Origin of the sequence: Lentzea sp. NPDC051213, assembly GCF_044455585.1 — a bacterium.
Taxonomy (GTDB): Bacteria; Actinomycetota; Actinomycetes; order Mycobacteriales; family Pseudonocardiaceae; genus Lentzea.
In genome coordinates, this window is sequence record NZ_JBITEX010000003.1 from 512,480 (window position 1) to 538,522 (window position 26,043).

General features: G+C 71.3%; 12 protein-coding genes. 5 read left to right on the plus strand and 7 right to left on the minus strand.

Annotated elements, in window-relative coordinates; genetic code table 11:
- Positions 1–162: 162 nt before the first annotated feature.
- From ACIA8G_RS15590 to ACIA8G_RS15620, 7 genes are all read right to left on the minus strand, one after another.
- A complete protein-coding gene (locus ACIA8G_RS15590) occupies positions 163–1,383 on the minus strand; it encodes an MFS transporter (protein ID WP_396419119.1) in 1,221 nt (406 codons plus the stop codon).
- Positions 1,380–2,339 carry an ornithine carbamoyltransferase gene (locus tag ACIA8G_RS15595; RefSeq protein ID WP_396419120.1) on the minus strand — a complete coding sequence of 320 codons (960 nt, stop codon included), beginning with the start codon at positions 2,337–2,339 and terminating at the stop codon, positions 1,380–1,382. Before ACIA8G_RS15595 ends, ACIA8G_RS15590 begins: the two co-directional genes overlap by 4 nt.
- The gene (locus tag ACIA8G_RS15600) at positions 2,327–9,547 is read right to left on the minus strand and encodes an amino acid adenylation domain-containing protein (RefSeq protein WP_396419121.1); all 7,221 of its coding nucleotides are present in this window, start codon (positions 9,545–9,547) and stop codon (positions 2,327–2,329) included. The genes ACIA8G_RS15595 and ACIA8G_RS15600 overlap by 13 nt, the downstream gene beginning before the upstream one ends.
- Positions 9,544–14,403: an amino acid adenylation domain-containing protein gene (locus tag ACIA8G_RS15605; RefSeq protein ID WP_396419122.1), complete on the minus strand. Its 4,860-nt coding sequence runs from the start codon at positions 14,401–14,403 to the stop codon at positions 9,544–9,546. Before ACIA8G_RS15605 ends, ACIA8G_RS15600 begins: the two co-directional genes overlap by 4 nt.
- On the minus strand, positions 14,400–14,615 hold the full coding sequence (locus ACIA8G_RS15610) for an MbtH family protein (RefSeq protein ID WP_396419123.1): 216 nt from the start codon (positions 14,613–14,615) through the stop codon (positions 14,400–14,402). The genes ACIA8G_RS15605 and ACIA8G_RS15610 overlap by 4 nt, the downstream gene beginning before the upstream one ends.
- A 25-nt stretch (positions 14,616–14,640) precedes the next feature.
- Positions 14,641–16,029: a condensation domain-containing protein gene (locus ACIA8G_RS15615; RefSeq protein ID WP_396419124.1), complete on the minus strand. Its 1,389-nt coding sequence runs from the start codon at positions 16,027–16,029 to the stop codon at positions 14,641–14,643.
- Positions 16,030–16,109: 80 nt separating this feature from the next.
- On the minus strand, positions 16,110–16,280 hold the full coding sequence (locus tag ACIA8G_RS15620) for a hypothetical protein (RefSeq protein WP_396419125.1): 171 nt from the start codon (positions 16,278–16,280) through the stop codon (positions 16,110–16,112).
- A gap of 87 nt (positions 16,281–16,367) precedes the next feature.
- Between ACIA8G_RS15620 and ACIA8G_RS15625 the strand changes: the two genes are divergently transcribed.
- The 5 genes from ACIA8G_RS15625 to ACIA8G_RS15645 all read left to right on the plus strand — a co-directional run bounded on the left by ACIA8G_RS15625 (position 16,368) and on the right by ACIA8G_RS15645 (position 26,030).
- On the plus strand, positions 16,368–17,363 hold the full coding sequence (locus ACIA8G_RS15625; RefSeq protein WP_396419127.1) for a TauD/TfdA family dioxygenase: 996 nt from the start codon (positions 16,368–16,370) through the stop codon (positions 17,361–17,363).
- Positions 17,364–17,449: 86 nt separating this feature from the next.
- On the plus strand, positions 17,450–17,578 hold the full coding sequence (locus ACIA8G_RS15630) for a hypothetical protein (RefSeq protein ID WP_396419128.1): 129 nt from the start codon (positions 17,450–17,452) through the stop codon (positions 17,576–17,578).
- A gap of 505 nt (positions 17,579–18,083) precedes the next feature.
- Positions 18,084–20,567, plus strand: a complete 2,484-nt coding sequence (locus ACIA8G_RS15635; protein ID WP_396419129.1) for a LuxR C-terminal-related transcriptional regulator — start codon at positions 18,084–18,086, stop codon at positions 20,565–20,567.
- A gap of 59 nt (positions 20,568–20,626) precedes the next feature.
- Positions 20,627–23,350, plus strand: a complete 2,724-nt coding sequence (locus ACIA8G_RS15640) for an AAA family ATPase (RefSeq protein WP_396419130.1) — start codon at positions 20,627–20,629, stop codon at positions 23,348–23,350.
- The gene (locus ACIA8G_RS15645) at positions 23,334–26,030 is read left to right on the plus strand and encodes an AAA family ATPase (protein ID WP_396419131.1); all 2,697 of its coding nucleotides are present in this window, start codon (positions 23,334–23,336) and stop codon (positions 26,028–26,030) included. Before ACIA8G_RS15640 ends, ACIA8G_RS15645 begins: the two co-directional genes overlap by 17 nt.
- Positions 26,031–26,043 lie beyond the last annotated feature (13 nt).

Sequence of the window (26,043 nt, forward strand, 5' to 3'; positions counted from 1 at the left end):
TGGTCGGGCCGGCCCCACCGGTCAGTGGTGGACGCACCCCTGTCGAGGTAGGGCTTGCCCTACGCCCGTTGTGGCACCTCGAAAAACGAGGGTGAACAGCACGGAAGCCGGGAGGGTGTGGACGTCACCTCCCGGCTTCCCGGTTCTCGCTCACCGTGCCCTTCAGCCGGCGGGCGACCGCACGCTGGGACTGGCCGTCGCGGCCCCGGTCAGCAGCAGCATCAGGCCGCCGATCGCCAGCACCGTCGTGGTGACCCCGAGCGACTCCAGGGCGAAGCCGCCCAGCAGCGAGCCGAACGCGAGCGGGCCGTAGGACAGCAGGGAGACCACGCTGGTCACCCTGCCGAGCAGCTCGTCCGGCACGATCCGGACCAGGTGAGCGCCGACGGCCACCGTCCACACCGCACCGACGTACGAGGTCGCCCCGTACAGGAAACCCAGCGCCACGGCGTTGTGGGTGAACGCGATGAACGGGACCAGCAGCGCCCACGCCAGGTTCGCGCCGATCACCAGGCGCGGCAGGGCGATCCGGCGGATCCACCAGGTCGCGTTCAACGCACCGAACACCCCGCAGACGCCCGAGACCGTGAAGATGACCGCCGCGGCCACCTCCGAGCCGCCGTCCTGTCTGACGATGACGAGCAGCGCCAGGAACATGACCTGGAACAGCAGGTTGCTCACCGCGATCAGCCCGGCGCAGGCCCTGGCGAACTTCTGCCGCCACAGCCATCTGACGCCCTCCGCCAGTTCGGCGAACACCCGCCGCCGCCCGGTGGCTCGTGGGGCCTGGAGCTTCTTCTTGATCAGCAGCACGGTGCCGAGCGAGAACACGTGCGCGACCGAGGTGAACAGGAACGGCGCCCACTGGGCGAGGCCGGCCAGGACTCCGGCGACGGGCTGGCCGAGCATGCCCGACGCCCGCTCGCGGGCCTCGTTGCGCGAACTCGCCAGGTTTAGCTGGTCCTCGTCCACCACGCTGCGCAGCGCGGCCCGTTCGGCGATCCGGTACACCACCGTGAGACTGCCCTCGACGAAGGCCACGACGGCCAGGTGCCAGAGCCCGAACCCGCCGAACAGCACCACGACCGGGATGCTGCCGACCGCCAGCACCCGCCCCAGGTCGCACACGACCATGAGCCTGCGCCGGTCGAACCGGTCGACGACGATCCCGGCGGGCAGCTGGACCACCACGTAGGGCAGTTGCGCGGCGAAGGCGACCAGGCCCGCCAGCGGCGCGGACCCGGTGGCCCACAACACGATCAGCGGGTACGCGAAGGTGCTGACGCGGGAACCGAGGAACGAGATCCCCGCGCCGCTCCACAGCAGCAGGAAGTCCTTGTTCCCCCGAAGGCTGACCGCCTGCCGGCCCGTCTCGGTCGTCACGCGCCGAAACCGCCTCTTCCTGCCTGGCACCAGTCCAGTACCGCCATGGCGCTGTGCAACTTGTTCGTCGCCTGCGCGAAGGCGATGCTGGCGGGTCCGTCGAGGACATCTGCCGTGACCTCCTCACCCCGGTGGGCGGGCAGGTCGTGCATGAACACCGCCCGCGGACTGGACTCCCAGAGCCCGGAGTGCACCTGGAACGGCGCGAAGATCGTGCGCCAGTCCGCGTCCGGCTTCGTGGTGCCGGTCGTCTGCCACCTGGAGGTGTAGACGACGTCGAACCCGCGGGGCAGGTTCGCCATGTCGTGCCGTTCGACCACCGAGGAGTCGTAGCGCTTCGACTGATCCGCGACGACGTCGTGGAACTGCTCCGCGAGCCCGTAACCGGGCGGGGTGCGCAGTTCCAGCTCCACACCGCGGAACCGGCTCAGTGCGAGGGCGAGGGCGGAGGCGGTGTTGTTGCCCTCACCCACGTAGAGGACGCGCAGTCCCTCGATCCGGCCGAAGTGGCGCAGCAGGGTGGTGAGGTCGGTGAGCGCCTGGGTCGGGTGCTCCTCGACGTTCATCGCGTTGACCACCGCCATGTCCGGCTGTGCGGCGAGTTCCGCCAACCGGTCGGCGGTCAGCACCGTGCGCGCGACCAGGACGTCCAGCATGCCCGCGAGCACCTGTCCGGTGTCCGCCAGGTTTTCCCCGGTGTTCGTCTGCAGATCCCCCGGCCCGTAGGTGATCACGCGGGCGCCCAGCCGCAGCGCGCCGCTGGAGAACGCGGTGCGCGTGCGGGTCGAGGTCTTCTCGAAGAAGACGCCCACGATGTCGCCGGCCAGCGGCAGGGAGGACGGCCGCCGGTCCCGCGCGAAGTCGACCCCGCGTTCGAGGATGTACGCCAGGTCCACATCGGACAGGTCGTTGATCGACAGCAGGTGTCGTGCCCGCGCCGTTTTCAGTGCGTCCACCGGATTCCCTCCTCGGTCATGACGGTGTCGATCAGCTCGGCCAGCTCGGCGGCCCTGGAGGGCTGGAGGATCCCGTCGTGATCGCCCGCCACCCGGTGCACCCGCAGACCGCCGGCGGCCAGTTCGTGCCAGCGGGCCAGGTACGTCGCGTAGGACTGGTCCCGCAGGACCCCGTGCTTCTCGTGCGCGCACTCGTCGGTGACCACCAGGTGCACCGGGGTCGTGATGCTCGGGTAGCGGTAGGTGTACATCGCCGCGGTCAGCATCCGCGTCCGGTCGACCTGGCGCCGGATGGTGTCCACATCGGACTCGGCTGGTGACAGGCCCGCGATCGCGAGCAGTCCGGCGAACTCGTCGTCCGCCGGCGGGACGCCCTGATCGAACAGTTCGGCCAGTCGTTCGGTCAGCCAGTCCTTCCGCACCGGGCTGACCGCCGTCGCCGGGTCACCGATCGGGTCGATCAGGACGACAGCCGTCGCGGGCGTTCCGGCGGCGGCCAGCTGCCTGCCCATCTCCCAGGCGAGCGTGGCACCGGAAGACCAGCCCAGCAGGAAGAACGGGCCCTCCGCGGACATCTCGCGCAGGTATCGCGCGCTCAGCTCGCCGAGGTCGACCGGACGGTCACCGATCGACGCGGGCGCCTCGAACACCGCCACCGAACCGTCCGTGCCGATGTGGTCGGCCAGCGGCACTAACCAGTGCCCGCTGCCGCCCTGCGGATGCGCGCAGTACAGCGCGGGCCGGTTCCCCTTCGGCCTGAGCCACGCGAGCGCCCGTTCGCCCGCCGGGTTCGGCCCGGCAGCAAGCAGACCGGCCAGACCGGCGATCGTGCGGTGCTCGAAGACGTCCCGCACCGACACGGCGAAGCCGCCGGAGCGCAGCGCCGACACCAGGTTCAGCGTGCGGATCGAGTCGCCGCCGAGAGCGAAGAAGTCGTCCTCGACACCGATCTCGCCGAGACCGAGCACCTTGCTCCAGACCTCTGCCAGCCGGGCTTCGGTCTCGCTGCGCGGCGCGACAGGCGCGGTGGCCGCCACCGAGGCGCGGTCCGGGGCGGGCAGTGCCTTGCGGTCCACCTTCCCGTTGGGCGTCAACGGCAGCGCGTCCAACACGACCAGCGCGGAGGGCACGAGGTGGTCGGGCAGGATCGCGCCGATGTGCTCGCGGACGGAGCCGGTGTCGATGTCGCCGACGACGTAGCCGACGAGCCTGGCCTGGTCCACCTTGGCCGCGGCGTCCCGGACACCGGGAGCGCCCATCAACGCGGCCTCCAGCTCCCCCAGCTCGATCCGCTGGCCGCGGATCTTGACCTGGTTGTCCCGTCGCCCGACGAACTCCAGCTGGCCGTCCGGGCGGTGCCGGACCCGATCACCGGTCCGGTAGAGCAGGTGGCCGGGGTCGGCCGAGAACGGGTCGACGACGAACGCGCGCGCCGTCCGCTCCGGGTCGTGCAGATACCCGTGGCCCACCCCCGCACCGCCGACGTGCAGCTCACCGAGGATGCCGACCGGCACCGGCTGCCGATGGACGTCCAGCACGTACAGCCTGGTGTTGCGGATGGCCTTGCCGATCGGCACCAGCGGCCGGTCGAACGCGGTCCCGCTGGTGAGGAAGGCGTGCGTCACGTCGTCCGAGCACTCCGTCGGACCGTAGGCGTTGACCATTTCGACACAGGGGAACCGGGCGAACCACCGCACGCAGAGCTCGGGCGGCAGGGCCTCACCGGTCACCAGCAGCCAGCGCAGCCCGGCCAGGTCCGGGACGGGGACACCGGCGTCCCAGCCGTCCAGCGCGGCCCGCAGCAGCGACGGCACGACCTCGAGGATCGACACCCGCTCGTGCTCGACCCGCGAGAACAGCTCGGCCGGGTCGGCTGCGTGCACCTTGCTCACCACGCGCACCTGGCCGCCGACGATCAACGGCGCCAGCATCTGCCACACCGAGACGTCGAAGGTCAGCGGGGCGTTCTGCACCACCACGTCGCACTCGCCCATGTCGAGGTCCTCGACCTTGGCGAGCAGGTGGTTCACCATGCCGCGCCGGTGCACCATCGCGCCCTTCGGCAGTCCGGTAGATCCGGACGTGTAGATCACGTACGCCAGGCCCAGCTCCCCGTCGGGCGGCGACTGGGGCACCCACTCGTCGTGCGGGTGCTCAGCCTCGCCGAGCACCCGCACGCGGACCGCCAGGCCGGCGGTCGCTGCCACGGCGTGCTCGCGGTGATCCGGGCCCACTAACAGGATCCCCGCGCCACTGCCGGACAGCAGCTTGGCCGTGCGCCCGACCGGCACCGCCGGGTCGAGCGGGAGATATGCGTGACCGGCGCCCATCACGCCGAGCACGGCCGCGACGAACCGGGCGCCGGGGTCGTCGAGGATCGCGACCAGCGAGCCGGGCTCGTCACCGGTCAGGCACTCCGACACCGCGCTCGCCCGCCGAGCCAGCTCCTCGTAGGTCAGCCGGTGGGTCTCGTCGACGACGGCGACGGCGTTCGGCGTCACACGCACGAACTCGCGGAACCGCTCGACCACGCCCTCGTCGGACAGCGGCCGTTCGGTGCGGTTCCACTCGGTCAGCAGCGTGCGGCGCTCCGCCTCCGGCAGGAACGTGACGTGCGCGTCCCCGTCGAGGTCGAGGATCATCGCCTCCAGCACCGACCGGTACATCGCGATCAGCCGCTCGCCGTTCTCCTTGGTGAGCACCTCGGTGTTGGTGTGCAACAGGATCACGTCGCTCATCGCGGCGATGGTGAGCGCGAACTCGTTGGGGCTGTCGTCGATCACCGACTCCGGGTCGACATGACCGGTGTCGATCACGTGGAAGTCCAGGTAGATGAAGAACGTGTCGATCAGCCGTTCCGCCGCGCCGGCCTCGCGGTGGATCTCGGGCAGCGGGAAACGCCGGTGCGGCCACAGCCCGACGTGCCCGGCGAAGGTCTCCTGGACCAGCTCGCGCCAGGTGCCCGCCGACCGCGTGAACGGGAACGGCACGGTGTTCAGGTACATGCCGTGCACCCGGTCCGCGCCGAGGATCTCCGGTCGCGCGTCGCACACGAGACCGGTGAACATCGTTGCCTCGTCGGTGAGCGTGCTCATCACCTTGAGGTAGGCGGAGTGCAGCACGCTCTTGAGCGAGACGTCGGCCTTCTTCGCCACCGCGCGCAGGTCGCCCATGATGTCCGCGCAGGGAAGTTCCAACCGGTAGGACTCGCGCGGCACGCCTTCACCGCGCCACGCCGACGGCAGCTCGAACTTCGGGTGCCTCGCGACGATGTCGCGCCAGTACTCCCTGGACTCGGTGGACTCCAGCGACTCCAGCTCGGCGGCGACGTAGTCCGCGAACCGCACCTCGGGCATCGGCGGGGCCTCCACCTGCCCGCCGGCGCGGATCTGGTGGTAGGCGGTCAAAAGCTCCATCAGCAGCGAGTGGTAACTCCAGCCCTCCAGGATCACGTGGCACTCGGTGATGGAGATCCACCAGCCGTCGTCGACCACGTGCACGAAGTACCGCAGCAGCGGCGGTGCCGCGACGTCGAACAGCGTCGCGCGCTCCTGCGCGGTGAACTCGTGGAGCACGGCGGTTTGCGCAGCAGTGTCCATGCCGCGCAAGTCGCGCGAGCCGATCGGCATCTCGGCGGTGGCGTGCACCAGCTGCATCGGCACCGAGTACCCGATGGCGTCCAACGAGGTCCGCAAGATCTCGTGCCGCTCGACCAGGCTCGCCGACGCGTCCCGCAGGGCCTGCTCGGAGAACGGGTGTTCGTCGGTGATCTTGAAGGAGCAGACGTTGTGGTAGATGTTGTCCGAGCCGCCCACGAGCATCTCGACCAGCATCCCCGCCTGCACCTTCGACAGCGGGTACGCGTCCACCACGCCGGGTCCGACCAGGGCGCGATCGGCCTGAGAGATCAGCTCGAACGGCTGGACCAGTCGCGTGGCGGGCGCCGGATTCGTTTCCCCGTCGACGAACTCGGCGAGCCGGGCGATCGTCCGGTGCTCGAAGACGTCCCGCACCGCGACGGTGAAGCCGTTCACCTTCAGCATGCCGACGAGCGCCACGGCGCGGATCGAGTCGCCGCCGAGGTCGAAGAACCCGTCGTGGACGCCGAGCGTGTCGATGCCGAGCACCTCGCGCCACACGGCCGCGATCCTCGTCTCGGTCACCGTGCGCGGCGCGACGACCTCGACGTCGGAGCGGATCGCGGACTCGTCCGGCGACGGCAGCGCGCGCTGGTCGAGCTTTCCGTTGGTGGTGAGGGGGAACTTCGCCATCGACACGAACGCCGAGGGCACCATGTAGTCCGGCAGGGTGCGGCCCAGCAGCGTGCGCAGCTCGCCGGGGTCGATCACGGCCGCCCCGGCGGGCACGAGGTAGGCCACCAGTCGCTTGTCGCCCGGCTCGTCCTCCCGCAGCACCACGACCGCGTCGCGCACCGACGGGTGCTCCGCCAACGCCGAGACGATCTCGCCCAGCTCGATCCGGAAACCGCGCAGCTTGACCTGGTGGTCGATCCGGCCGAGGAACTGGAGGCTGCCGTCGGGCATCCTGCGGGCCAGGTCGCCGCTGCGGTAGAACCGCTCCTCGTCGAGGACACCGGTCACGAACCGCTGTTCGGTCAGCTCGGGCCGGTTGAGGTAGCCGCGGGTGACGCCAGGACCGCCGACGTACATCTCGCCGGGCAGGCCGATGGGCACCAGTTCGCGGTGCTGGTCGAGCAGGAGGATGCGGGTGTCGTCGAGCGGGTACCCGATCGGGTTGCCCGCGCCCGGCGCGAAATCGCCCTCCACCAGGCGGTGGAACGTGGAGTGGACGGTCGTCTCGGTGATGCCGTACATGTTGATCAGTTCCGGTTCGGCGCACCCGAACCGGTCGACCCACGGCGCCAGGTCGGACAGCTCGAGCTTCTCGCCCGCGAAGACCACGGCTCGCAGCGCGAGTCCGGCGAGCCGCGGATCGTCGAGTCCGGCGGCGGTCACCAGCGACCGGAACGCCGACGGCGTCTGGGACAGGATGGTCACCCGGTTGGCGACGAGCAGGTCGATGAAGTCGTCGGGCGACCGCGACACGTCGAACGGCACGACGACGAGCCGGCCGCCGTGCAGGAGCGCGCCCCACATCTCCCACACCGACACGTCGAACGCGTAGGAGTGGAACATCGACCAGACGTCGTTCCCGTCGAAGCCGTAGTGCCGCCGCGACGAGGTGAACAGGCGCAGGACGTTGCCGTTGGTCACGCAGACGCCCTTGGGACGTCCGGTCGAGCCGGACGTGTAGATCACGTAGGCCAGGTCGCCCGGTGAGCCCGCCGGCTCGGGGTCGGTCTCGGGCAGCGCCTCGAGGACCCGCGCGTCGTCGTCCAGCACCACCACGGTGCCCGCGTGGATGTCCCGCACCATGTCCAGGTGCCGGGACGTGGTCACGACGACGGACGCGGCCGCGTCGGAGACCATGAACCGCAACCGGTCGGCCGGGTAGGCCGGGTCCAGCGGCAGGTAGCCCGCCCCCGACTTGGTCACGCCGACCAACGCCGGCACCAGGTCGTCGCCGCGTTCCAGGCAGACCCCGACGAGCGATTCGGCGCCCACGCCCAGGGCGCGGAGGTGGTGGGCCAGGCGGTTGGCCCGTCCGTTCAGCTCGGCGTAGGTCAGCTCCGCGGTACCGCACACCACGGCGACCGCGTCCGGCGTCCGGGAGACCTGCTCCTCGAACACCGCGCGCACGGGGCGGTTCGGTCCGGCGACCTGGTCCACCGGTTCGCCGGTGAGGACCTCGAACTCCTCGTCCAGCAGGAAGTCCAGCTCGCGCACGGACGTGCCGGGGTCCGCCGCGATGCTGTCCAGCAGGCGGGTGAAGTGCTCAGCCAGCCTGCGTACCGTGGCGGCGTCGAACAGGTCGGTGGAGTACTCGATCTGACCGCCGAGCCCGCCGTCGGGCAACTCGGCGATCTGCATCGCCAGGTCGAACTTGGCCACCTGCCGGGAGAGGTCGACGTGGTCGATGCGCAGACCCGCCACCTCGACGCCGTTGGCGGGCACGCCGTGCATGGTGAACGCGACCTGGAACAGCGGGGTGACCGACATGTCGCGCTCCGGCTGGATCTCGTCGACCAGGCGGGCGAACGGCACCGCCTGGTGGTCGAACGCCTCCAGGACGTTGATCCGGTTGCGCACCAGCATGTCCTGGAAGGACGGGGATCCCTCGATCCGCATCCGGAGCACCAGGTTGTTGATCACGTAGCCGAGCATCCTGGTCAGATCGGGATGTGTGCGGCCGGACGCGACGGTGCCCACGGCGACGTCGTCCTGACCGGTGTACCGCGCCAGCAGGCACTGAAAAGCCGTCAGCAGCACCATGAACGGCGTCGCGTTGTGCTCCTTCGCGAGCACGTCGAGCGCCCCGACCGTCTCGGACCGGACGCTGAACGGGACCGCGGCGCCGTGCCAGCGGCGCACCGCGGGCCGCGGCCGGTCCGTCGGCAGGTCGAGCCGGGGCAGGTCGGCCAGCGCGTTGCGCCACCACCACAGGTGGTGCTCCAGCGCGTTGTCGGACTGCCATTCCTGTTGCCACGCGGCGTAATCCGCGTACTGCACCGTGACGGCGGGCAGCGGCGAGGGCCTGCCGGCCGTGAACGCGGCGTAGAGCGCGCCCAGCTCGGTCAGCAGCACTTCCTGGGAGATCGCGTCCGACGCGATGTGGTGGAAGACCGCGACCATCAGGTGCTCGGTGGCACCGATTCGCAGCAGGGTGATGCGCAGCGGGAGGTCGTGTTCCAGGTTGAACGGGATCAGCGCGTCCTGCTCGGCCCTCGCCGTGGCGGCGGCCTCACGCTCCTCCGGCGGCAGGTCGCCGAACTCGACGACCGTCCACAGAGGAGGCTCCGGGGGCAGGACCACCTGGGTGGGCTCACCGCCGACGACCTCGTAGCGGGTGCGCAGGATCTCGTGCCTGGCGACCAGCTCGCCCCAGACCCGCCGCAGCGCCGGCTCGTCCAGCGGCCCGCGCAGCCGCAACACCAGGGGCACCAGGTACTCCGGGCCCTCCGGGTCGAGCTGGTTGAGGAACCACAGCTGGCGTTGCCCGAAGGACAGGGGCAGCGGCCGGTCCCGATCGGCCCGGCCGATCGAGACCCTGTTGCCGATCAGCCCTCCGGCCATCCGCAAGCGGATGAGCTCTTCGCGGAACGCCTCAGTCCCCTGCCCTGCGCTCATGTCTGCCATCCCTCGGTCCGCATCGTCTCGGCCATCACGTCGGCCGCGCTGAGCCGGTCGACGTCAGCCCTGATCTCGTTCTCGACCGCGCTCGCCAGACCGGCGATGGTCGGCTGGTCGAACAGCACCCGGATGCCGATCTCGACGCCGAACCTCTCCTGGATCGTGGAGACGACCCTCGTCGCGGAGATCGAGTGCCCGCCGAGCTCGAAGAAGTTGTCGTGCACGCCCACCTCGGCGTGCAGCACCTCAGACCAGATGTCCGTGATCGCGCGCTCCAGCACGGTTCGAGGCGCCTCGCCACCTCCGTCAGCCCGTGTGCCTGCCGTGGGCAACGCCCGGTGGTCGACCTTCCCGTTGGCGGTCAGCGGCAGCGACTCCAGCGGCACGAACACGTCCGGGACCTGGTGCCGCGGCATGGACTCCACGAGCGACTCGCGCAGCCCGGACACGCCGTCCCCCACGTAGTAGGCGACCAGCCGGTCCTCGCGCAGCACGACCACGGCCTCCCGGACGTCCGGGTGCGCCAGCACGGCCGCCTCGACCTCGCCGAGCTCGACCCGGTAGCCGCGGATCTTCACCTGGTCGTCCGCGCGGCCGCGGAACTCGACCGCGCCGGTCCCGGTCACCCGGCCGAGGTCACCCGTGCGGTAGAGCCGCGCGCCGGGCGGTCCGTACGGGTCGGGAACGAACTTCTCCGCGGTCAGCGCCGAGTTGCCCACGTAGCCTCTGGCCACGCCGACACCGCCGACGTAGATCTCCCCGAGGGCGCCGATCGGTGCCGGGTTCAGGTGCTCGTCCAGCACGTACATCGTCGTGTTCGGGATCGGCCGCCCGATCGACAGGAACTCACCGCTCCACGGCTCGCCGGCGTGGAACACCGAGTTGCCGACGGTGATCTCGGTGGGGCCGTACTCGCCAGCGAACCGGGCGTCCGGCTGACCGGTCACCTCGCGCCAGCGGTCGGCCATCGCCGCGGGCACCCGATCGCCCGCCGCGATGACCAGGCCCGCCAGCGGACTCGGCGCGCGAGCCGCCAACTGGTGCGACACCAGCTCCAGCTGGGCGGGCGCCATCTTCATGAAGCTGAACGGGCCGGCGTCGGCCAGCATCGCCCCCAGCTTGGTGAGGTCGACGTCCTGCGGGAGCAGGTGCACGGGCTGACCGGTGATCAGCGGCGTGTACAGGTTCGGCATGCCCAGGTCGTAGGCGATCGACGAGAACACCGGCGCGCCACCGGTTCCGTGCGCGGCGTAGGCGTCGACCGTCCACAGGAGATAGTTCGCCAGCCCGAGGTGGGTCACCGCGACGCCCTTCGGACGACCGGTCGAACCCGAGGTGTAGATGACGTACGCGAGCCGGTCCAGGTCGTCGGGCACCGGCGGCGCCGTACCGGACGCGGTGGCGATCTCCGCGTGGTCGCCGTCGACCAGGACCGTCGCGCCCGTGAAACCGCCGGCCAGCACGGCGAGCCGCGTGTCCGTGAGGAGAACCTCGGCTCGAGAGTCGGCCAGCACCAGTGCCACCCGGTCGGCCGGGAACGACGGGTCCAGCGGCACGAACGCCGCACCGGCCTTCCACACGCCGAGCAGGCAGGCCACCAGGTCGACGCTCCGGTCGAGCAGGACGCCGACCACCGACTCCGGCCCGGCCCCGCGGGCGCGCAGCACGGTGGCGAACCGGTTCGCGCGCTCGTCCAGCTCCGCGTACGTCGTCGGGTGGGTGGTCACCAGCGCGACCGCGTCCGGCCGCCGGGCCGCCTGCGCCTCGAACAACCGGTGCACGGGCAGGTCCGCGACAGGACCGGCCGTGTCGTTCCACTCCCGCACCAGCAGGTCGTGCTCAGCGGGCGTCGTGATCTCCACCGCCGACACCGGGCTGTCCGGTGCTGCGGTGAGGGTTTCGGCCAGGCGGACGAAGTTCGCCGCCATCCGCTCGACCGTGGCCTCGTCGAACAGCGCGGTCGCGTACTCGAAGACGCCCTGCAGGCTGCCGTCGCCGTGCTTGCGCATGATCAGCGTGAGGTCGGTCTTCGCGGTCGTCCAGATCGCCCGCATCGTCTCGGTGTCGACGGAGTCGGAGTTGGTCGACGACAGCGCCTCGTCGTGCAGGTCGAAGATGACCTGGTACAGCGGAGTCCTGGACAGGTCCCGGTCGACGCGCGCCTGTTCGACGAGCCGCTCGAACGGGATGTCGGAGTGCGCGAACGCGGCCAGGCAGGTGGCCCGGACCGCCGCCAGCGCCTCGGTGAACGTCTGCTCCGGGCGCACCGCGGCACGCAGCACCAGCGAGTTGAGGAAGAAGCCCACGACCTCGCCGACCTCGGGGCGGGTGCGCCCCTCGATCGGCGTGCCGACCGCGACGTCCCAGCCGCGGCTGTAGCGGGCCAGCAACACGTGGAAGACGGTCAGCAGGGCCATGAACGGGGTCGCGCCCTGCTGCCTGCCCTGCTCGACGAGCGCCTTCGCCGTCGCGGGCGGCACCGTGAACTCCAGCGCGGCGCCCCGCGAGTCCCGTTCCGCCGCACGCGGGCGGTCGACGGGCAGCTCCAACGGCCGCAGGCCGTCCAGGGCGGTCTTCCAGTATTCGGACTGGGTGGCGAACACGTCGTCGGTCAGCGCCTGCCGTTGCCAGATCGCGTGATCGGCGTACTGGATCGACGGCGCGGGCAGCTCCTCGCCCGCGCACAGCCGCCCGAACTCCTCGGCCAGCACGACCACGGACCGGCCGTCGCACGCGATGTGGTGCGCCGTCACCAGCAGGGTGCCAGCGCCGCCGGGCCCGCGGACGAGCAGCGCCCGCCACACCGGGCCGTGCTCCAGGTCGAAGCCCAGCGCCAGTTCCGCGCGGAACAGGGCGACCGGATCCCCCTCGACGGTGCGCAGGTCGACCGGCGTGGGCGGATCGATGACCTGGTAGGGCTCACCGTCCTCCAGCACGTACCGGGTCCGCAGCACCTCGTGCCGGGAGGCCAGGGCGTCCAACGCCTTCCGCACGGTCGCCTCGTCGGTCTCGGCGGCCACGTCCAGGAAGAGCGGGACGGTGTACTCCGGATCGCCCTGCCGGAGCTTCTCCAGGAACCACAGGCGTTGCTGCCCGAAGGACAGCGGCACGCGCGGGCCTCGCGGCCGCGCGACCGGGGGCGGCGCCGCACTGTCCTGTTCGGACAGAAGCCGCGCCTGCGCGCGCACGGTGGTGGAGGCGAAGAGGGTGGCCATCTCGACGCGGCGGCCGGAGATCGCGCGGAGCCGTTCGGCGAGCTGGGTGATCAGCAGGGAATGCCCGCCCAGCTGGAAGAAGTCGTCGTCGAGACCGATCCGGTCGGCGGCGAGCAGCTCGGACCAGATGTCGGCGACCATCCGCTCGGGAACCGTGGCCGGCCGCACGTAGGCGAGTCCGCGGACGTTCTCGGTGATGTCGAGCGCTCGCAGCGCGGTGCGGTCCACCTTGCCGCTCACCGTGAGCGGCAGGGTCGCGACGAGCATGAACACGGTCGGGACCAGGTACTCCGGGAGGCGCTTGCGCAGGAACGCGCGCAGCTCGGCTGTGCCGACCTCGTCGTCGGCGACGACGTAGGCGACGAGCCGCTTGCTGCCCTGGTTGTCCGGCACCCCGAGCACGACGCAGGCGTGCACACCGGGGTGCGCCTGCACCGCGATCTCGATCTCGGCGGGCTCGATCCGGACACCGTTGATCTTGAGCTGGTCGTCGAGGCGCCCCAGGTACTCCAGCACGCCGTCCGACCGCCACCGCGCTCGGTCGCCGGTGCGGTAGAGCCGGGAGCCGGGCGGGCCGATCGGGTCGGGCACGAACTTCTCCGCGGTCATCGCGGGCCTGCCGAGGTACCCCATCGCGACCCCCGCGCCGCCGAGGTGCAGCTCGCCGGGCACGCCGATGGGCGCGAACTCCCCGTTGTCGTCCAGCACCAGGACGTGGGCGCCGGTGATCGGCTTGCCGATGGGCACCGGCCCGGAGGTCTGCGCGGGATCGCACCGGTGCGCGGTCACGTCGATGGCGCATTCGGTGGGGCCGTAGGTGTTCCACGTCTCGACCGGGAGCTGGGCCCAGAGCTGCTGGAGCAGCTCGGCGTGCAGCGCCTCGCCCGCCGAGAACAGCAGCCGCAACGACGTGCAGTCGCGCAGAGCGGGTTCGGCGACCAGCAGCCGCAGCACCGAGGGCACCACCTGCAACACGGTCACCCGGTGCCGCACGACCGCCGCGAGCATCATGGCCGGGTCGCGTTCGGCGCCGACGGGCGCCAGCACGACGGTGCCGCCGCTCACCAGTGGCGCGAAGACCTCCCACGCCGCGGCGTCGAAGCTCAGGTTGGTCTTCTGCAGGATCCGGTCCGCCGCCGACAGCCCGTGCGTGCCGACCGTCCAGCCGACCCGGTTCGCGATGCCCGCGTGGGTGATCACGACGCCCTTGGGCTTGCCGGTGGAACCGGAGGTGTAGATGACGTAGGCCGCGTCACCCGCGGTGGCCGCGCTCGCCGCCACCTCGCCTGATTCATCCACAAAGGACTGAAGTGACTGCGCGGTGAGCACCAGCTCGCAGCCGGTGTCGGCCAGGATGGCGGCGAACCGCTCCTCCGGGTGCTCGGGGTCGAGCGGGACGTACGCGGCGCCCGCCTTCCAGATGCCCAGCAGCGCCACCACGAGGTCGGCACCTCGGCGCATGCGGACGCCGACGATCGAACCCACGCCGTGACCGTTGGCGCGCAACGCGGCGGCGAGCAGTCCGGATCGGCGGTCCAGCGCGGCGTAGGTGATCTCGTGCCGGTCGTCGAGCACCGCCACCGCGTCCGGGGTCGTCCTCGCCTGCTCGGCGAAGAGGTCGGGCAAAGTGGGGTTCACGCGCTTTCCATTCCGACTCGTCGGCGCAGGCTCGACGGCCTCAGGTCCGTCCACTCCCGCGAGATGCGGTCGAGGCAGTCCTCGCGGTTCGCGGGCGCTCCGTCGGCCGCCCAGCCCGCCGGTGGTTCGCGGTCGGCCGGCCAGATCGAGTACTGCTCCTCGTCGTTCACCACGACCCGGTAAGCCGGACCGCTGCCGTCTTCGTCAGTCATGAACCCCTTGTCCTTCCTGGAGTTGTCAGCGGCCGGTCGCGAAAGCCAGCAGACGGGCGCGTTCGGACTCGTCCGTCAGCGGGACGTCCACCACGCGCTGGTCCGGGTCGGCCGCGGCCGCGCGGAGCAGCCGCACGAAGTGGTCCGAAAGCCTGCGGATCGTGGCCTCGTCGAAGAGATCGATGTCGTACTTGAAGTCACAGCGCACCGACGAGACGGTGCGGACGACCTCGAGGGTCAGGTCGAACTGGCCTTCCTGCTGGCCGACACCGATGGTGGACAGCCACAGTCCCGCGTAGTCCATCTCGAACCCGTGGCCTCCCGCGGCCATCTCCATCAGCGACTTGGCGCGACCGACCGAGACCATGCTCACCATCACCTGGAACAACGGGCTCGTACCGGGCAGCCGGGGCAGGCCGAGTGCCTTCGGCAGCAGGGCGAACGGGTAGTCCACGTGCGCCATGCCCGCGACCAGCTGGCGGTTCACCTCCGCGGTGACGTCGCTGAACGTCGTCCCCGCCGCACAACGCGCGCGCAACGGGATCGTGTTGGTGTAGAAGCCGGGAACGCCCTTGCGGTCGAACCCGAATGTCGACGTGGCCGCGCAGCCGAGCAGGAAGTCCTGTTGGTGCGTGTGGCGGTAGAGCAGCGTCTGGAACACCGCGAGCAGGTGCCGCACCGGGGTCACCCGGTTCGCGCGGGCCGCGGGGACGAGCCCCACCACCACGTCGTCGGGCAGCATGATGTCGACCGACGCGCCCCGGAACCGCTGCCGCGCCGGACGCGGCCGGTCGGTCGGCAGGTCCAGCAGGGTCGGCGCGCCCGCGCAGACGTCCCTCCAGTGGCCCACCAGCACGTCGGCCCGAGGCGAGTCGAGCAGCTTGCGTTCCCTGGCGACGAAGTCGGCGTAGGTGAGGGTGAGCGGCGGCCAGTCGGGCCGTCCGCCGGCCAACAGGGCCTGGTAGGCGTCGAGAATGTCCTGGAGCACCACCACGAGCGACGGGAGGTCCATCGCGATGTGGTGCGACACGAACACCAGCGCGGCGTTGTCGGCCGCCACCCGCAGCAGCACGAGCCGGCACGGCGCGCCCGCCTGGAGCCGGAACGGCCGGGCGACCTCGTCGCGGACGAGCCGCACCAACTCCTCGTCGTCGATGCCCGGCACGTCGCGCACCTCGAGGCCGAACGGCCCGGTGTCGCTGATGATCCGGCGCGGCAGGCCCTCGACCTCGGTGAAGACCGAGCGCAGGACACCGTGCCGCTCGGCCGCCATCGCCGTCGCCCGCGCGAGGGTCGGCACGTCGATCCGGGTGTGCACCCGCATCGGCCACGCGACGTTGTAGACCGCGCTCTCGGGCGCCATGCGATGGATGAACCACAGCGCTTCCTGTCCGACGGACAACGCGCATTCCACGATGACAACCTCCGGGTGGAAGTGCCGAACCCGTTACGACACAAGTGCTCCGTCGCAACGAGTTCGGCGGTTCAGCGTCCTCAGCCGTTGTTGTTCACGTTGTTGACGTTGTTGTTCAGGTTGTTGTTGTTGACGTTGTTGTTCATGCGATTCACCACCTTGGGGGCGTTGTGCGAGACCCCGGAAGCCTTCGCGAAGTCTCGGATCAGCCAGGCGGTAACAACGATCTCCGGCACCAGCCGGGAGCACATCGCCCATCGTGCTACTCCGGATTACGCCCACGTCCTTGACAACATGGGCGATGTGGCACGCGGCGGCCCTGTCCACTCTGGACGACCATGACGACTCAACTGAACGTCGGCAGCACGCTGCTCGATGACGTGAACCCCGTGGTGCTGAACAAGAGCGATCGGCAGGCCGTCCGACGGCTCGCGGCAGACCTCACCCTCGACCCGGACGCGGCGATCGACACGACGGAGTGGATGGACCAGGCGCGCGAGTTGTCCAATCAGCTGCCGCTGGGGCTGCGCGAGTCCCTGCGCCGCTTCCGCCGCGACCCCGGCAGGGAAGGCGTCCTGCTCGTCCGGGGGCTGCCGGTCATGGGGCCGAACGCCGTCCCGACCCCGAACGTCGCGGGCTCGGTGCAGCGCAGGCCGACCGAACCGGCCGGCGCCCTGGTGCTGGCGTGCATGCAGGTCGGCGACGTGGTCTCGTTCCGCCAGGAGAAGGGCGGCGCGCTGGTCCACGACGTCGTCCCGGTCCCCGGCCAGGAGGACTTCCAGGGGAACGCGGGGTCGGTCACCCTCAAGATGCACACCGAGAACGCGTTCCACGAGCACACCCCGGACTACGTCGCGCTGCTCTGCCTGCGCAACGACCACGACAACGTCGCGGGACTGCGCACCTCGTGTGTCCGGCGGGCGGTCGAGCTGCTGCCCAGGCAGATCCGCGAGGTGCTCGGCCAGCCCCGGTTCGTGACCAGCCCGCCGCCGTCCTTCGGCAACACCGTCAGTTTCGCGGGACCGCGCCCGGTGCTCGAAGGCGATCCTGAAGACCCGAACATCCGGGTCGACTTCTCGGCGACCGACCCGGTGGACGTGGTGGCGGCGACCGCCCTCGACCAACTGCGCGAGGCCTTCGACCAGGTGCGGCGCACGTTCATCCTGCAGCCGGGCGACCTCGCGATCGTGGACAACCGGCTCTCCCTGCACGGCAGGACCTCGTTCCACCCCCGCTACGACGGGGAGGACCGCTGGTTGCAGCGCGTGTACATCCAGCTCGACCCCAGGAGGTCACGGGTCGCCCGCGCCGGAGGCGGGAACATCCTGACCTGACTCCTGCCTGCGCAGGAGTCGACGGCGCCGCCGGACGGTGGCGGCGCTGGCGGGCGCGGCACGGTGGCCGGCGCCGCGCAGCACCCGTGCGTGGCTTCCGCTCCGATCCTGTCGGTCACCTGTCGGTGACCCGCCACCCCGCGCACGCCACCGACGACAGCGGCCAGGGCCTGATGGGGCGGCTCTCCGTGCCCTGCGAGCACCGGACGTCCTGATCAAGCCCTCACCGGACCGCCCGCGCGCGGATCGGCCGAATTCCGTGCGGCAGCGCCGATTCGGTGACAAGGCCGCTGATCCGGTAGTGCCCCGATCGACTGGGCAACTAAGACTTCCCGCGTATTGAGACGAAAGGCGTCACGACCGCGCATTCGACCACAGCAATAGAACCTGAATGCATTTCATGTTAGCTGATAGATTTCGAAAACGGTTTCATTCCCGCTCGAGGCCATGGTGAGTAGAATCTTTGCGCTGTTCGCGCCACGTACCGCACAAGAAACTTGACGAGTCAAGATTCGTCCAGGCGGAACGAGTGGTGCCGACACGGGGCCCCTGTTGACATAGGCCCGACATGGTCCCGACATGGTTCCGCAGAAGGAATCGTCTATCCCGACGATAGAATCAATTTTCACCGGACGAATGCGCGAATAGCCGCTAGTGTAGTTGTCACTGCGAGGCCGCCGCATAGCAGTTTGTTCGCATTGTGTCTGTTGGAGGCTGGCCGTGTCCGTCGCACCGATTGGCCGAGGCAATGAGCTAGAGGTGCTGGCTGATCGGATGGCGTCTGTTCGGGAGGGCCACGCGCAGGCGGTGGTGGTCCGCGGCCCGGCCGGGATCGGGAAGGCCGCCCTGCTCGACGCGGTCCTCGCCGGACCGTGGTGCGACGACGCGATGGTGCTGCGCACGATGTGCGAGCGGACCGGTTCCCAATGCTCGACGGTGCGCGCGCTCTTCGCGCCGCTCGGGCTGCCGTCGTCGGTGCTCACACCCGACTCGCTGCACCAGTTGACGGTCAACCTCCTGAAGGACCGTCCGCTGGTCATCGTGCTGGACGAGGCGCAGCGGTGCGACACGCGTTCGCTGCGCTGGGTGGAACTCCTGCTGCGGCTGTCGGTCAACCTGCCCCTGCTGCTCCTGCTGTCGGAGCGCACCGGCGAGCCTGTCAGGGGCGAGGCGGTGCGGGCGGAGATCGCCGCGCACGAGCGGTACACCACCCTCGACCTGGCGCCGTTGCCCTCCGGTGCCGAGCTCGGTCCCAGGTCCGGGTTCAGCCAGGCCGTGGCGAGGGCGATCACCGTGCTCGGCACCGCGGAGCCGGAACTGGTCGGCGCACTGGCGGGTGTCCCCGACCAGCAGGTCGCCGCCGCGATCGACGACCTGCGCGCGAACAGGCTGCTGACGATGAAGGGGCAGGCCACCGACGCCTCGGCCCTCGACGGGTTGTCCTCGGACGAGCTGGCCGACCTGAGGACCCGCGCCGCCCGGCTGCTCAACGACGCCGGGTACCCCGCGGGGCGGGTCGCGGACCAGCTGGTGTCGCTGCCGTTGATCGGCGAGCGGTGGATGATCGACACGCTGCGGGACGCCGCGCACCGGGCGTGCGCGCGCGACGCGGCGCGTTACCTGCTGCCGGTGCTGGCCGCGGAGCCGCTCGACGTCGACGTCCGGGTCGAGCTGGCCGACGCGCTCTGCCAGTCGGCTCCCCCGTCGGCGCTGCCGCTGTTGAGGGAGACGCTGGGGATGACGTCGGACGTCCGCGTCCGCGCGAGGGTCGCGCTCAGGTTCGCCCAGGCCTCGATCACCGTCCAGCGCGCGCAGGAGGGGTTCGACGTCCTCAACGGGGTGCTGAAGGAGCTGGAAAGCGAACTCGGGGACGCGCCCGGCTCGGCGGACCGGGACCTGCTCATGCTGGTCTGGACCGCGCTCCTGCTCACCGGCATGGCGGAGAAGTCCACCTTCGCCGCGGTCCAGGCCCTGCGCATCCAGGCACCCGCGGGCGACACGCCGGCCGAGCGTCGACTGCTCGGCGTGCTCGCCCTGGCCTCCGCGAGCGGCGGCGGATCCGTCGAGTCGACGGTGGCGCACGCGCGGCAGGCACTGCGGCTGCGCCAGGTGGAGCTCGACGGGTTGTCGTTCCTCACCTCGGCCGAGGTGCTCCTGCTCGCCGGCGAGTTCGCCGAGGCTCTCGACGCTCTCGACCTGGTGGTCAACGCCTGCAGGCGGCTCGGGGAGGCGTCGTTGCACTACGCGGCGCTGGCGTTGCGGTCGGCCGCGTGGGCGGACGTGGGCGGACTCAACGAGGGCGCGGTGGACGCGCGGGTCGCGGTGCGGATGGCCGGCCGGGAGGACTGGGAAGGCCACGCGGCGAGACCGCGGATCGCACTGGCGTCCATCCTGGTCAAGCAGAACGACGCCGAAGGGGCCAGGGCGGTGCTGCCACGACTGGGCCAGCTCGTCAGCTACTCGCCGTGGTTCTGGATGGCCAGGGCGGAGATCGCCGTGGCGGAAGGCGACCAGGAGGGCGCGCTGGAGGACCTGCTGGCGTGCGGCCGCATGCTGGACGAGGCGGGCATCGTCAACCCGCTGCTCGCGCCGTGGCGGCTGGACGCCGTCTGCCTGCTGATGGAGTCGGACCAGCCTCAGCGAGCGATGGCGATCGCCGAGCAGTGCGAGGAACTCACCCGGTCCTGGAGCACGACGCAGAGCGTCGCGCGCGCCCTGCTGGCGCGCGGAGTGGCGACACCGGGACGCCGGGGCATCGCCCTGCTGGAAGAAGCGGTCGAGCTGCTGGACACCTCGCCCGCCCGGCTGCTGCACGCCAGGTCGGAGTACCTGTTGGGCCGGGCGCGGTTGGGGCTCGACGACGTCAAGGGCGCCCGTCTGCACCTGCGCCGGGCCGTCGACTCGGCGGCGCGCTGCGGCTACCGGCGCCTCGCCGTCGTCGCCCGCGACCACCTCGTCCTGGCGGGCGGGCGGATGGGGCCGTTCGCCGTCGCACGGGTGGACGCGTTGACGGAGAGCGAGCGGAAGGTGGCCGTGATGGCGGCGAACGGCATGTCCAACCGGGAGATCGCCGAGTCGTTGGTGATCTCGGTCCGCACGGTGGAGACCCACCTGACCGGCACCTACCGCAAGCTCGGGGTGGCCGGGCGCGCACATCTGAAAGCGGCACTGCGGATGGATCCGGTGGATCGATTATCCCCGTGAGGAGGTCTGCCAGATCGGGCAGGACAACGCTGTCTGCCGAAACCTTCGAGGGGGTCGTCGTGAGTCCGAAGTCGCCTGGTCGTCAACTTCCGCGGTTGGGTGCCGATCACCAGCTCGTCGAGCGGGACACCGAGCTGGCGGTCCTGCGCCGCGCGGTGTCGGACGCGTTGTCCGGCGAGGCTTCCGCGGTCGTCATCAGAGGACGGACCGGTCTCGGCCGAAGCGCGCTGATCAGGTGGGCGGGCGCGCACGCACGGCACAGCGGATGCCGCGTGGCCGTCGGGCACTGCTCGTGGACGGAGACCGAACAGGGCTTCGGCCTGGTCGCGCAGCTGGATCCTGGTGCCCCGGCGCCCACCGAGTCGATCCCGGTGCTGTGCCGGAACTTCCTCGACCGCAACGAGGACCGGCCGCTGCTGCTCCTGGTCGACGACGTGCAGTGGATCGACGAGGAGTCCGAGCACTGGCTCCAGGTGCTGCTGCGGAACCTGGCGGGCACCCCGCTGGCCCTGGTGCTCACCACCAGCGAACCGTTGCGGCACACCTGGGACCAGGTCTTCCGCTCGAACACCTCGGTACCGGTGCGGGTGGTCGACCTCGCCCCGCTGCGCGCGGACGGCGTGCGGACCCTCATCGAGCAACGCCAGGGCGAGCCCGTCCCAGAGTGGTTCGCCGAGGGGGCCGTGGACGCGACCGGCGGCAACCCGTGGGTGCTGCACGCGGCGCTCGACGACGTCGTCCGCGCCGGGCTGTCGCCGCTGACCGACCACGTCGACGAGTTGACCACCCGTGCCGACGAGGCCAGGGGCGACCAGATCGCGCACCTGGTCGACGGGCTGCCCGGCGAGGTGGTCGAGATGCTCCGCGCGATCGCCGTGTGCGGCCAGGACGTCGGGTTCGAGCTGGTCTGCTCGCTCGCCGGGCTGCGGGAGGTGCCTCCCGCGGTGGCGCTCGGCAGGCTGGTCGACGCGGGGATCGTGACCGACGAGCGGGCGCCGCGGATGGTCGACGCCATCGGCGTGAAGCGGGTGCTCGCCGGGATGAGCGTCCGCCGGCGCGAAGACCTGTACGCCAAGGCCGCGGAACTCGGCTACCGCACCGGGATCGCCGACGTGGGTCTGGCCAGGATGCTGCTCGGCGCGCGTCGCGTCGGCGCGGACTGGGCGGTGTGGGCGCTGTGGTGCGAAGCCGGTCGGAGCGCGTCGCGTGGCGACCACCGCGCCGCCTCCGCACTGCTGGCCAGGGCCCTGCGCGAACCGATGGACGACCTGCGCCGGGTGCGGCTGCAGATCGAGCTGGCCGTGGCCGAGGTCTTCGGACTCCCGGACTCCAGTGACCGCAGGCTCGTCGGCGTGCTCGGGACGGTCGGCGCGCAGGCCGCGCGGCACCGGCTGCACGCCGCGGACCTGTTGCTGGGCAGAGGAGATGTCGACGCGCTCCAGCGCGCGGTCATCAAGGTGTGCGACCGGCCGGGCATCACCGAGTCCGAGCGCGCTTCACTGAACTCCCTGTACTGGCTGGCCGAGGACGCCCCGCACGACGCGCCCGAGATGAGGCAGCCCGCGGTCCGCGAACTGCCGGAGCACCCGTCGGATCCGGACCGGGCGGGCGTGGCGGCCTGGGAGGTGCTGGTCAAGGGCAGGGACCTGGTGGGCGCGCGGGCGTTGGCGTTGGCGGCGCTGACCGACCGGCGGCCCGACCGGCTCGTCCTGCCGCGGCTCCAGGCCTGCCGGACGTTGGTGCTGACCGACGACGTGCGGATGGCGGCGGCCGGACTGGAGACGGTGATCGCCGACGCGCGCAGCCGCGGTGCCCACGTGCTGACCGCGACCACGCTCGTGCGGCGCGCGGAACTGCACTCGCGGCTCGGGTTGCTGGACCAGGCGACGGCCGACCTGGAGGAGGCGCTCGCGATGGTGCCGCTGCACAGCTGGCACCCCATGAGACAACCGTTGATCGTGTCGGCGCGGGCCATGGTGCACCTCGAGCACGGGAGGTGGGACCTCGCCGAACAGGTCGTCGACATGTCGTGGCCGGGCGGGGTCGAGCGCGGGTCGGCGTGGATCCGGCTGCTGTTCGTCAAGGGCCTGGTGTGCCTGCACGCGGGTGAGCCCCGGCTCGCGCTGGAGCACTTCCACGAGTGCGGGCGCAGGCTGCGGGCGCGGCAGTGGGTGAACCCCGCGCTGGCGGCGTGGCGGTCCCAGGCCGCCCTCGCGCACCAGGCGTGCGGCGAGACCGAGGAGGCGATCAGGCTGGTCGACGAGGAACTCGGCCTCGCCGAGCGCTGGGGTGCGCCGAGCGTGGTCGGCGCCTCGCTGATGTGGGCCGGGATGGTCATGGAAGGCGCGGACGCGGATCGGAACACCGCGCGGGCCGTGCGGGTCCTGCGCGGTGCCCCGTGGCGCCTGAGGTACGCGGAGGCAGTCGTCGAGCTGGCCGAGCTCAAGCTCAAGACCGGGATGACGGCGGACGTCGTGCCGTTGCTGCGGAAGGTGACGGAGCTCGCGGCGGTCCACGGCGTGCGGCCGCTCGGCTGCCGGGCGCACGAGTTGAGCACCAGGATCATGTCGGTGCTGTCCCCGTCCGAGCGACGGGTCGCCGGGCTGGTCACCCGAGGCCTGTCCAACTCGGACATCGCGCTCGGGCTCGCCGTGACCAGACGCACGGTCGAGGCACACCTGACCAGCATCTACCGCAAGATCGGCGTCGCCGGGAGAGCCGAGCTGGGTCCGGCGCTGGACCTGGTGGGCGAAGGGGGTGATCTGGATGCTGTTGGAGCGTGAAGCCGAGTTCGACCAGGTCGAAGAAGCCCTGCACCAGGCCATCGCGAGCAGCGGATCCCTGCTGGTGATCGGCGGCCCGCTCGGCAACGGCAAGTCGTCGTTGCTGGCTGCCCTGCCCGATCTGGCGGCGGAGCACGGGGTGCGGACGCTGTCGGCGAGCGCGTCGGCGTTGGAGAGCGACGACGAGTTCGGGTTGGTCCGCAGGCTGCTCGGCGTGGCGGCGCCCGCCGACGACCCGCTGAGCCTGGAGAGGCGGGTGCGCGAGTGCACCGCCGCGCAACCGCTGATGCTGCTGGTCGACGACCTCCAGTGGGCGGACGAGGTGTCGCTGCGATGGCTGGGCAGCCGGGCCAGACGGCTGCACGGCTTGCGGCTGCTGGTGGTCGTCTCCATCAGGGAAGGTGACCTCGGCGCGGAGGTCCCGCTGGTCAGGGACCTGGTCGCCGCGGCGTCGAGCGTGCTGCGGCCCCCACCGCTGTCGGTGAGGGCGATCAGGACGCTCGTGCGCGAGCACTTCGGCGAACCGGGGGACGAGGAGTTCGTGCTGGCCTGCCACGAGAGCACCGGTGGCAACCCGATGCTCCTGTGGTCGGTGCTGCAGGACCTGGTCGACCGAGGGTGCCGGCCGCTGGCGGACAGCGCGGGCAAGGCCCGCACAGCGCGTCCGCTGTCGCTGTGCGACTGGTTGGACCCGTGCCTGCGCGCGCAGCCGTACTCGGTGCGCGCCCTCGCCAAGGCGATCGCGGTGCTGGGCGACGGCGCGGACGAGGACCTGGCCATCCGGCTCGCGGGCCTCGACCCCGTTGGAGCCGTGGAGGCGTTGCGCTCCCTGCGCAGGCTGGGACTGCTCGCCGCCGACTGGTCGCCAGGATCGATGCTGCGCTCCGTGCGGGACGCGGTGCAGCGGTCGATGGCGGTCGACGAACGCGAGCGCATCCACGCGGGTGCGGCGAAACTGCTGCACGAGCACGGTTTCCCGGCCGAACAGGTCGCGGCACAGCTGCTGGTGGTCACCGCGCCCCAGGGTCCCTACGCGATCGACGTCCTGCGTTCTGCGGCGGACACGGCACTGCGCAGGCGGGCGCCCGAGTCGGCCGCCCGCTACCTGCGGCGCGCGTTGCTGGACAGCTCCGTCGACGGCGAGGACCGCGGCAGGCTGCTGGTCGAGCTGGCCACGGCGACCCGCGGCATCGACACCGCCGCGTCCGTCCGGCACATCTCCCAGGCCGTCCCGCTGCTGAGATCACTCCGCGAGCGCGCGGCCGCGGTGGTCCGGCTGGCACCGTCGGTGCTCGGCGCGGCCACCCGGCCGGTGCGGGACCTGATCCGGGACCTCTCGGACGAGCTGGGCGTCCCGGCCGGGTTGGTGGGCGTGGACCGCGATCTCGCGCACCGGCTGGAGGCACGGGTCCGGCACGCGGACGTCGGCCACCGGATCGGCCTGGAGGGAGCGGTCGAGCGCCTGCGCGGACTCGGCCACGTGCCGAGCGTGGAAAGCGGGGGCGAACGGGAGCTGCTCACCGTGCTCCTGCACGCGACCACGATCGCGATGCGGGCGAAGGCGTCCGACGTGGCCGCCCTGGGCGAGACGATCCTGGCCCACGAGCCCGCCTCCCTGGCCCACGTCTACACCGCGATGCCGCTCCTGGTCACCACCCTGGCGACGGCCGACTCGCTGACCGAGCTGTCCTCGTGGCTGGACGTGGCAGAGGAGCACGCGCGGGAGCAGGGCGCGACGACCGAGCGGAACTTCATCGGTCTCGAGCAGTCGTTCGTGCTGATGCACTCCGGCCGGATCGAGGAGGCCAGGGCGCGCGCGGTCGAGTCGCTCGAACCGGACGCGTTCGACTGGGACATGGCGGGCCCGCTGGCCATGATCACGCTGGGCTCGGTGGCGCTGGAGACCCGTGACGAGTTGCTGTGCGAGCGGCTGCTGGCCCGCTACGACGAGGCGGCCACCGCTGACCACAGCCTGTCGGCGGTGATGCGGATGGTGAGCGGATCGGTGGTCGCGGCCCGCGGCGACACCGCGACCGCCCTCGAGCAGTTCCTCGACTGCGGCAGGCAGCTGGACCTCGCGGGCTGGTCCAACCCCACGCTGTTCCCGTGGCGGGCCTGGGCCGTCGGGCTGCACGAGAAGCTGGGCGACGTCGACGCGGCCATCGATCTGGCCGAGGAGGAGTACGGGCGGGCGTACGCCTGGGGTGCCCCGGCCGCGAAGGGGCGCGCGCTGCGCGTGCTCGGGAGGCTGATCGGCGGCGGTCGTGGCGTCGCGATGCTGCGCGAGGCGGTGGACGTGCTGGAGCAGTCGGCCAACACGGCCGAGCTCGCCAAGTCGCTGATGTCACTGGGCAGGCTGCTCAGCGAGACCGACCGCCGCAGCGCCGAGGAGTACCTGGCGCGCGGCCACCGCCTGGCGACGGTGGCCGGGCTGATCGACCAGACCGCGGCCGAGTCCGCGGACGCCCCGAGCCCGCACCCCGTCGCCGCGACCTCGGGGTTGACCAAGACCGAGCTGAGGGTGGCGAAGCTCGCCGCCGAGGGGCGCACGAACCTGGAGATCGCCACGCGGTACGGGGTGAGCCTGCGGTCCGTGGAGAAGCACCTCACGAACCTGTACCGGAAACTGGCCATCCGCGGCCGGGCGGATCTCGCGGAGGTCATCGGCCTGACCGGCTGACCGGGCGGTGATC

Excerpts from the sequence above, each read along its gene's own strand:
- ACIA8G_RS15600 (WP_396419121.1), bottom strand. The coding sequence starts at position 9,547 with ATGAGCGCAGGGCAGGGGACTGAGGCGTTCCGCGAAGAGCTCATCCGC.
- ACIA8G_RS15610 (WP_396419123.1), bottom strand. The coding sequence starts at position 14,615 with ATGACTGACGAAGACGGCAGCGGTCCGGCTTACCGGGTCGTGGTGAAC.
- ACIA8G_RS15620 (WP_396419125.1), bottom strand. The coding sequence starts at position 16,280 with ATGTGCTCCCGGCTGGTGCCGGAGATCGTTGTTACCGCCTGGCTGATC.
- ACIA8G_RS15625 (WP_396419127.1), top strand. The coding sequence starts at position 16,368 with ATGACGACTCAACTGAACGTCGGCAGCACGCTGCTCGATGACGTGAAC.
- ACIA8G_RS15645 (WP_396419131.1), top strand. The coding sequence starts at position 23,334 with ATGCTGTTGGAGCGTGAAGCCGAGTTCGACCAGGTCGAAGAAGCCCTG.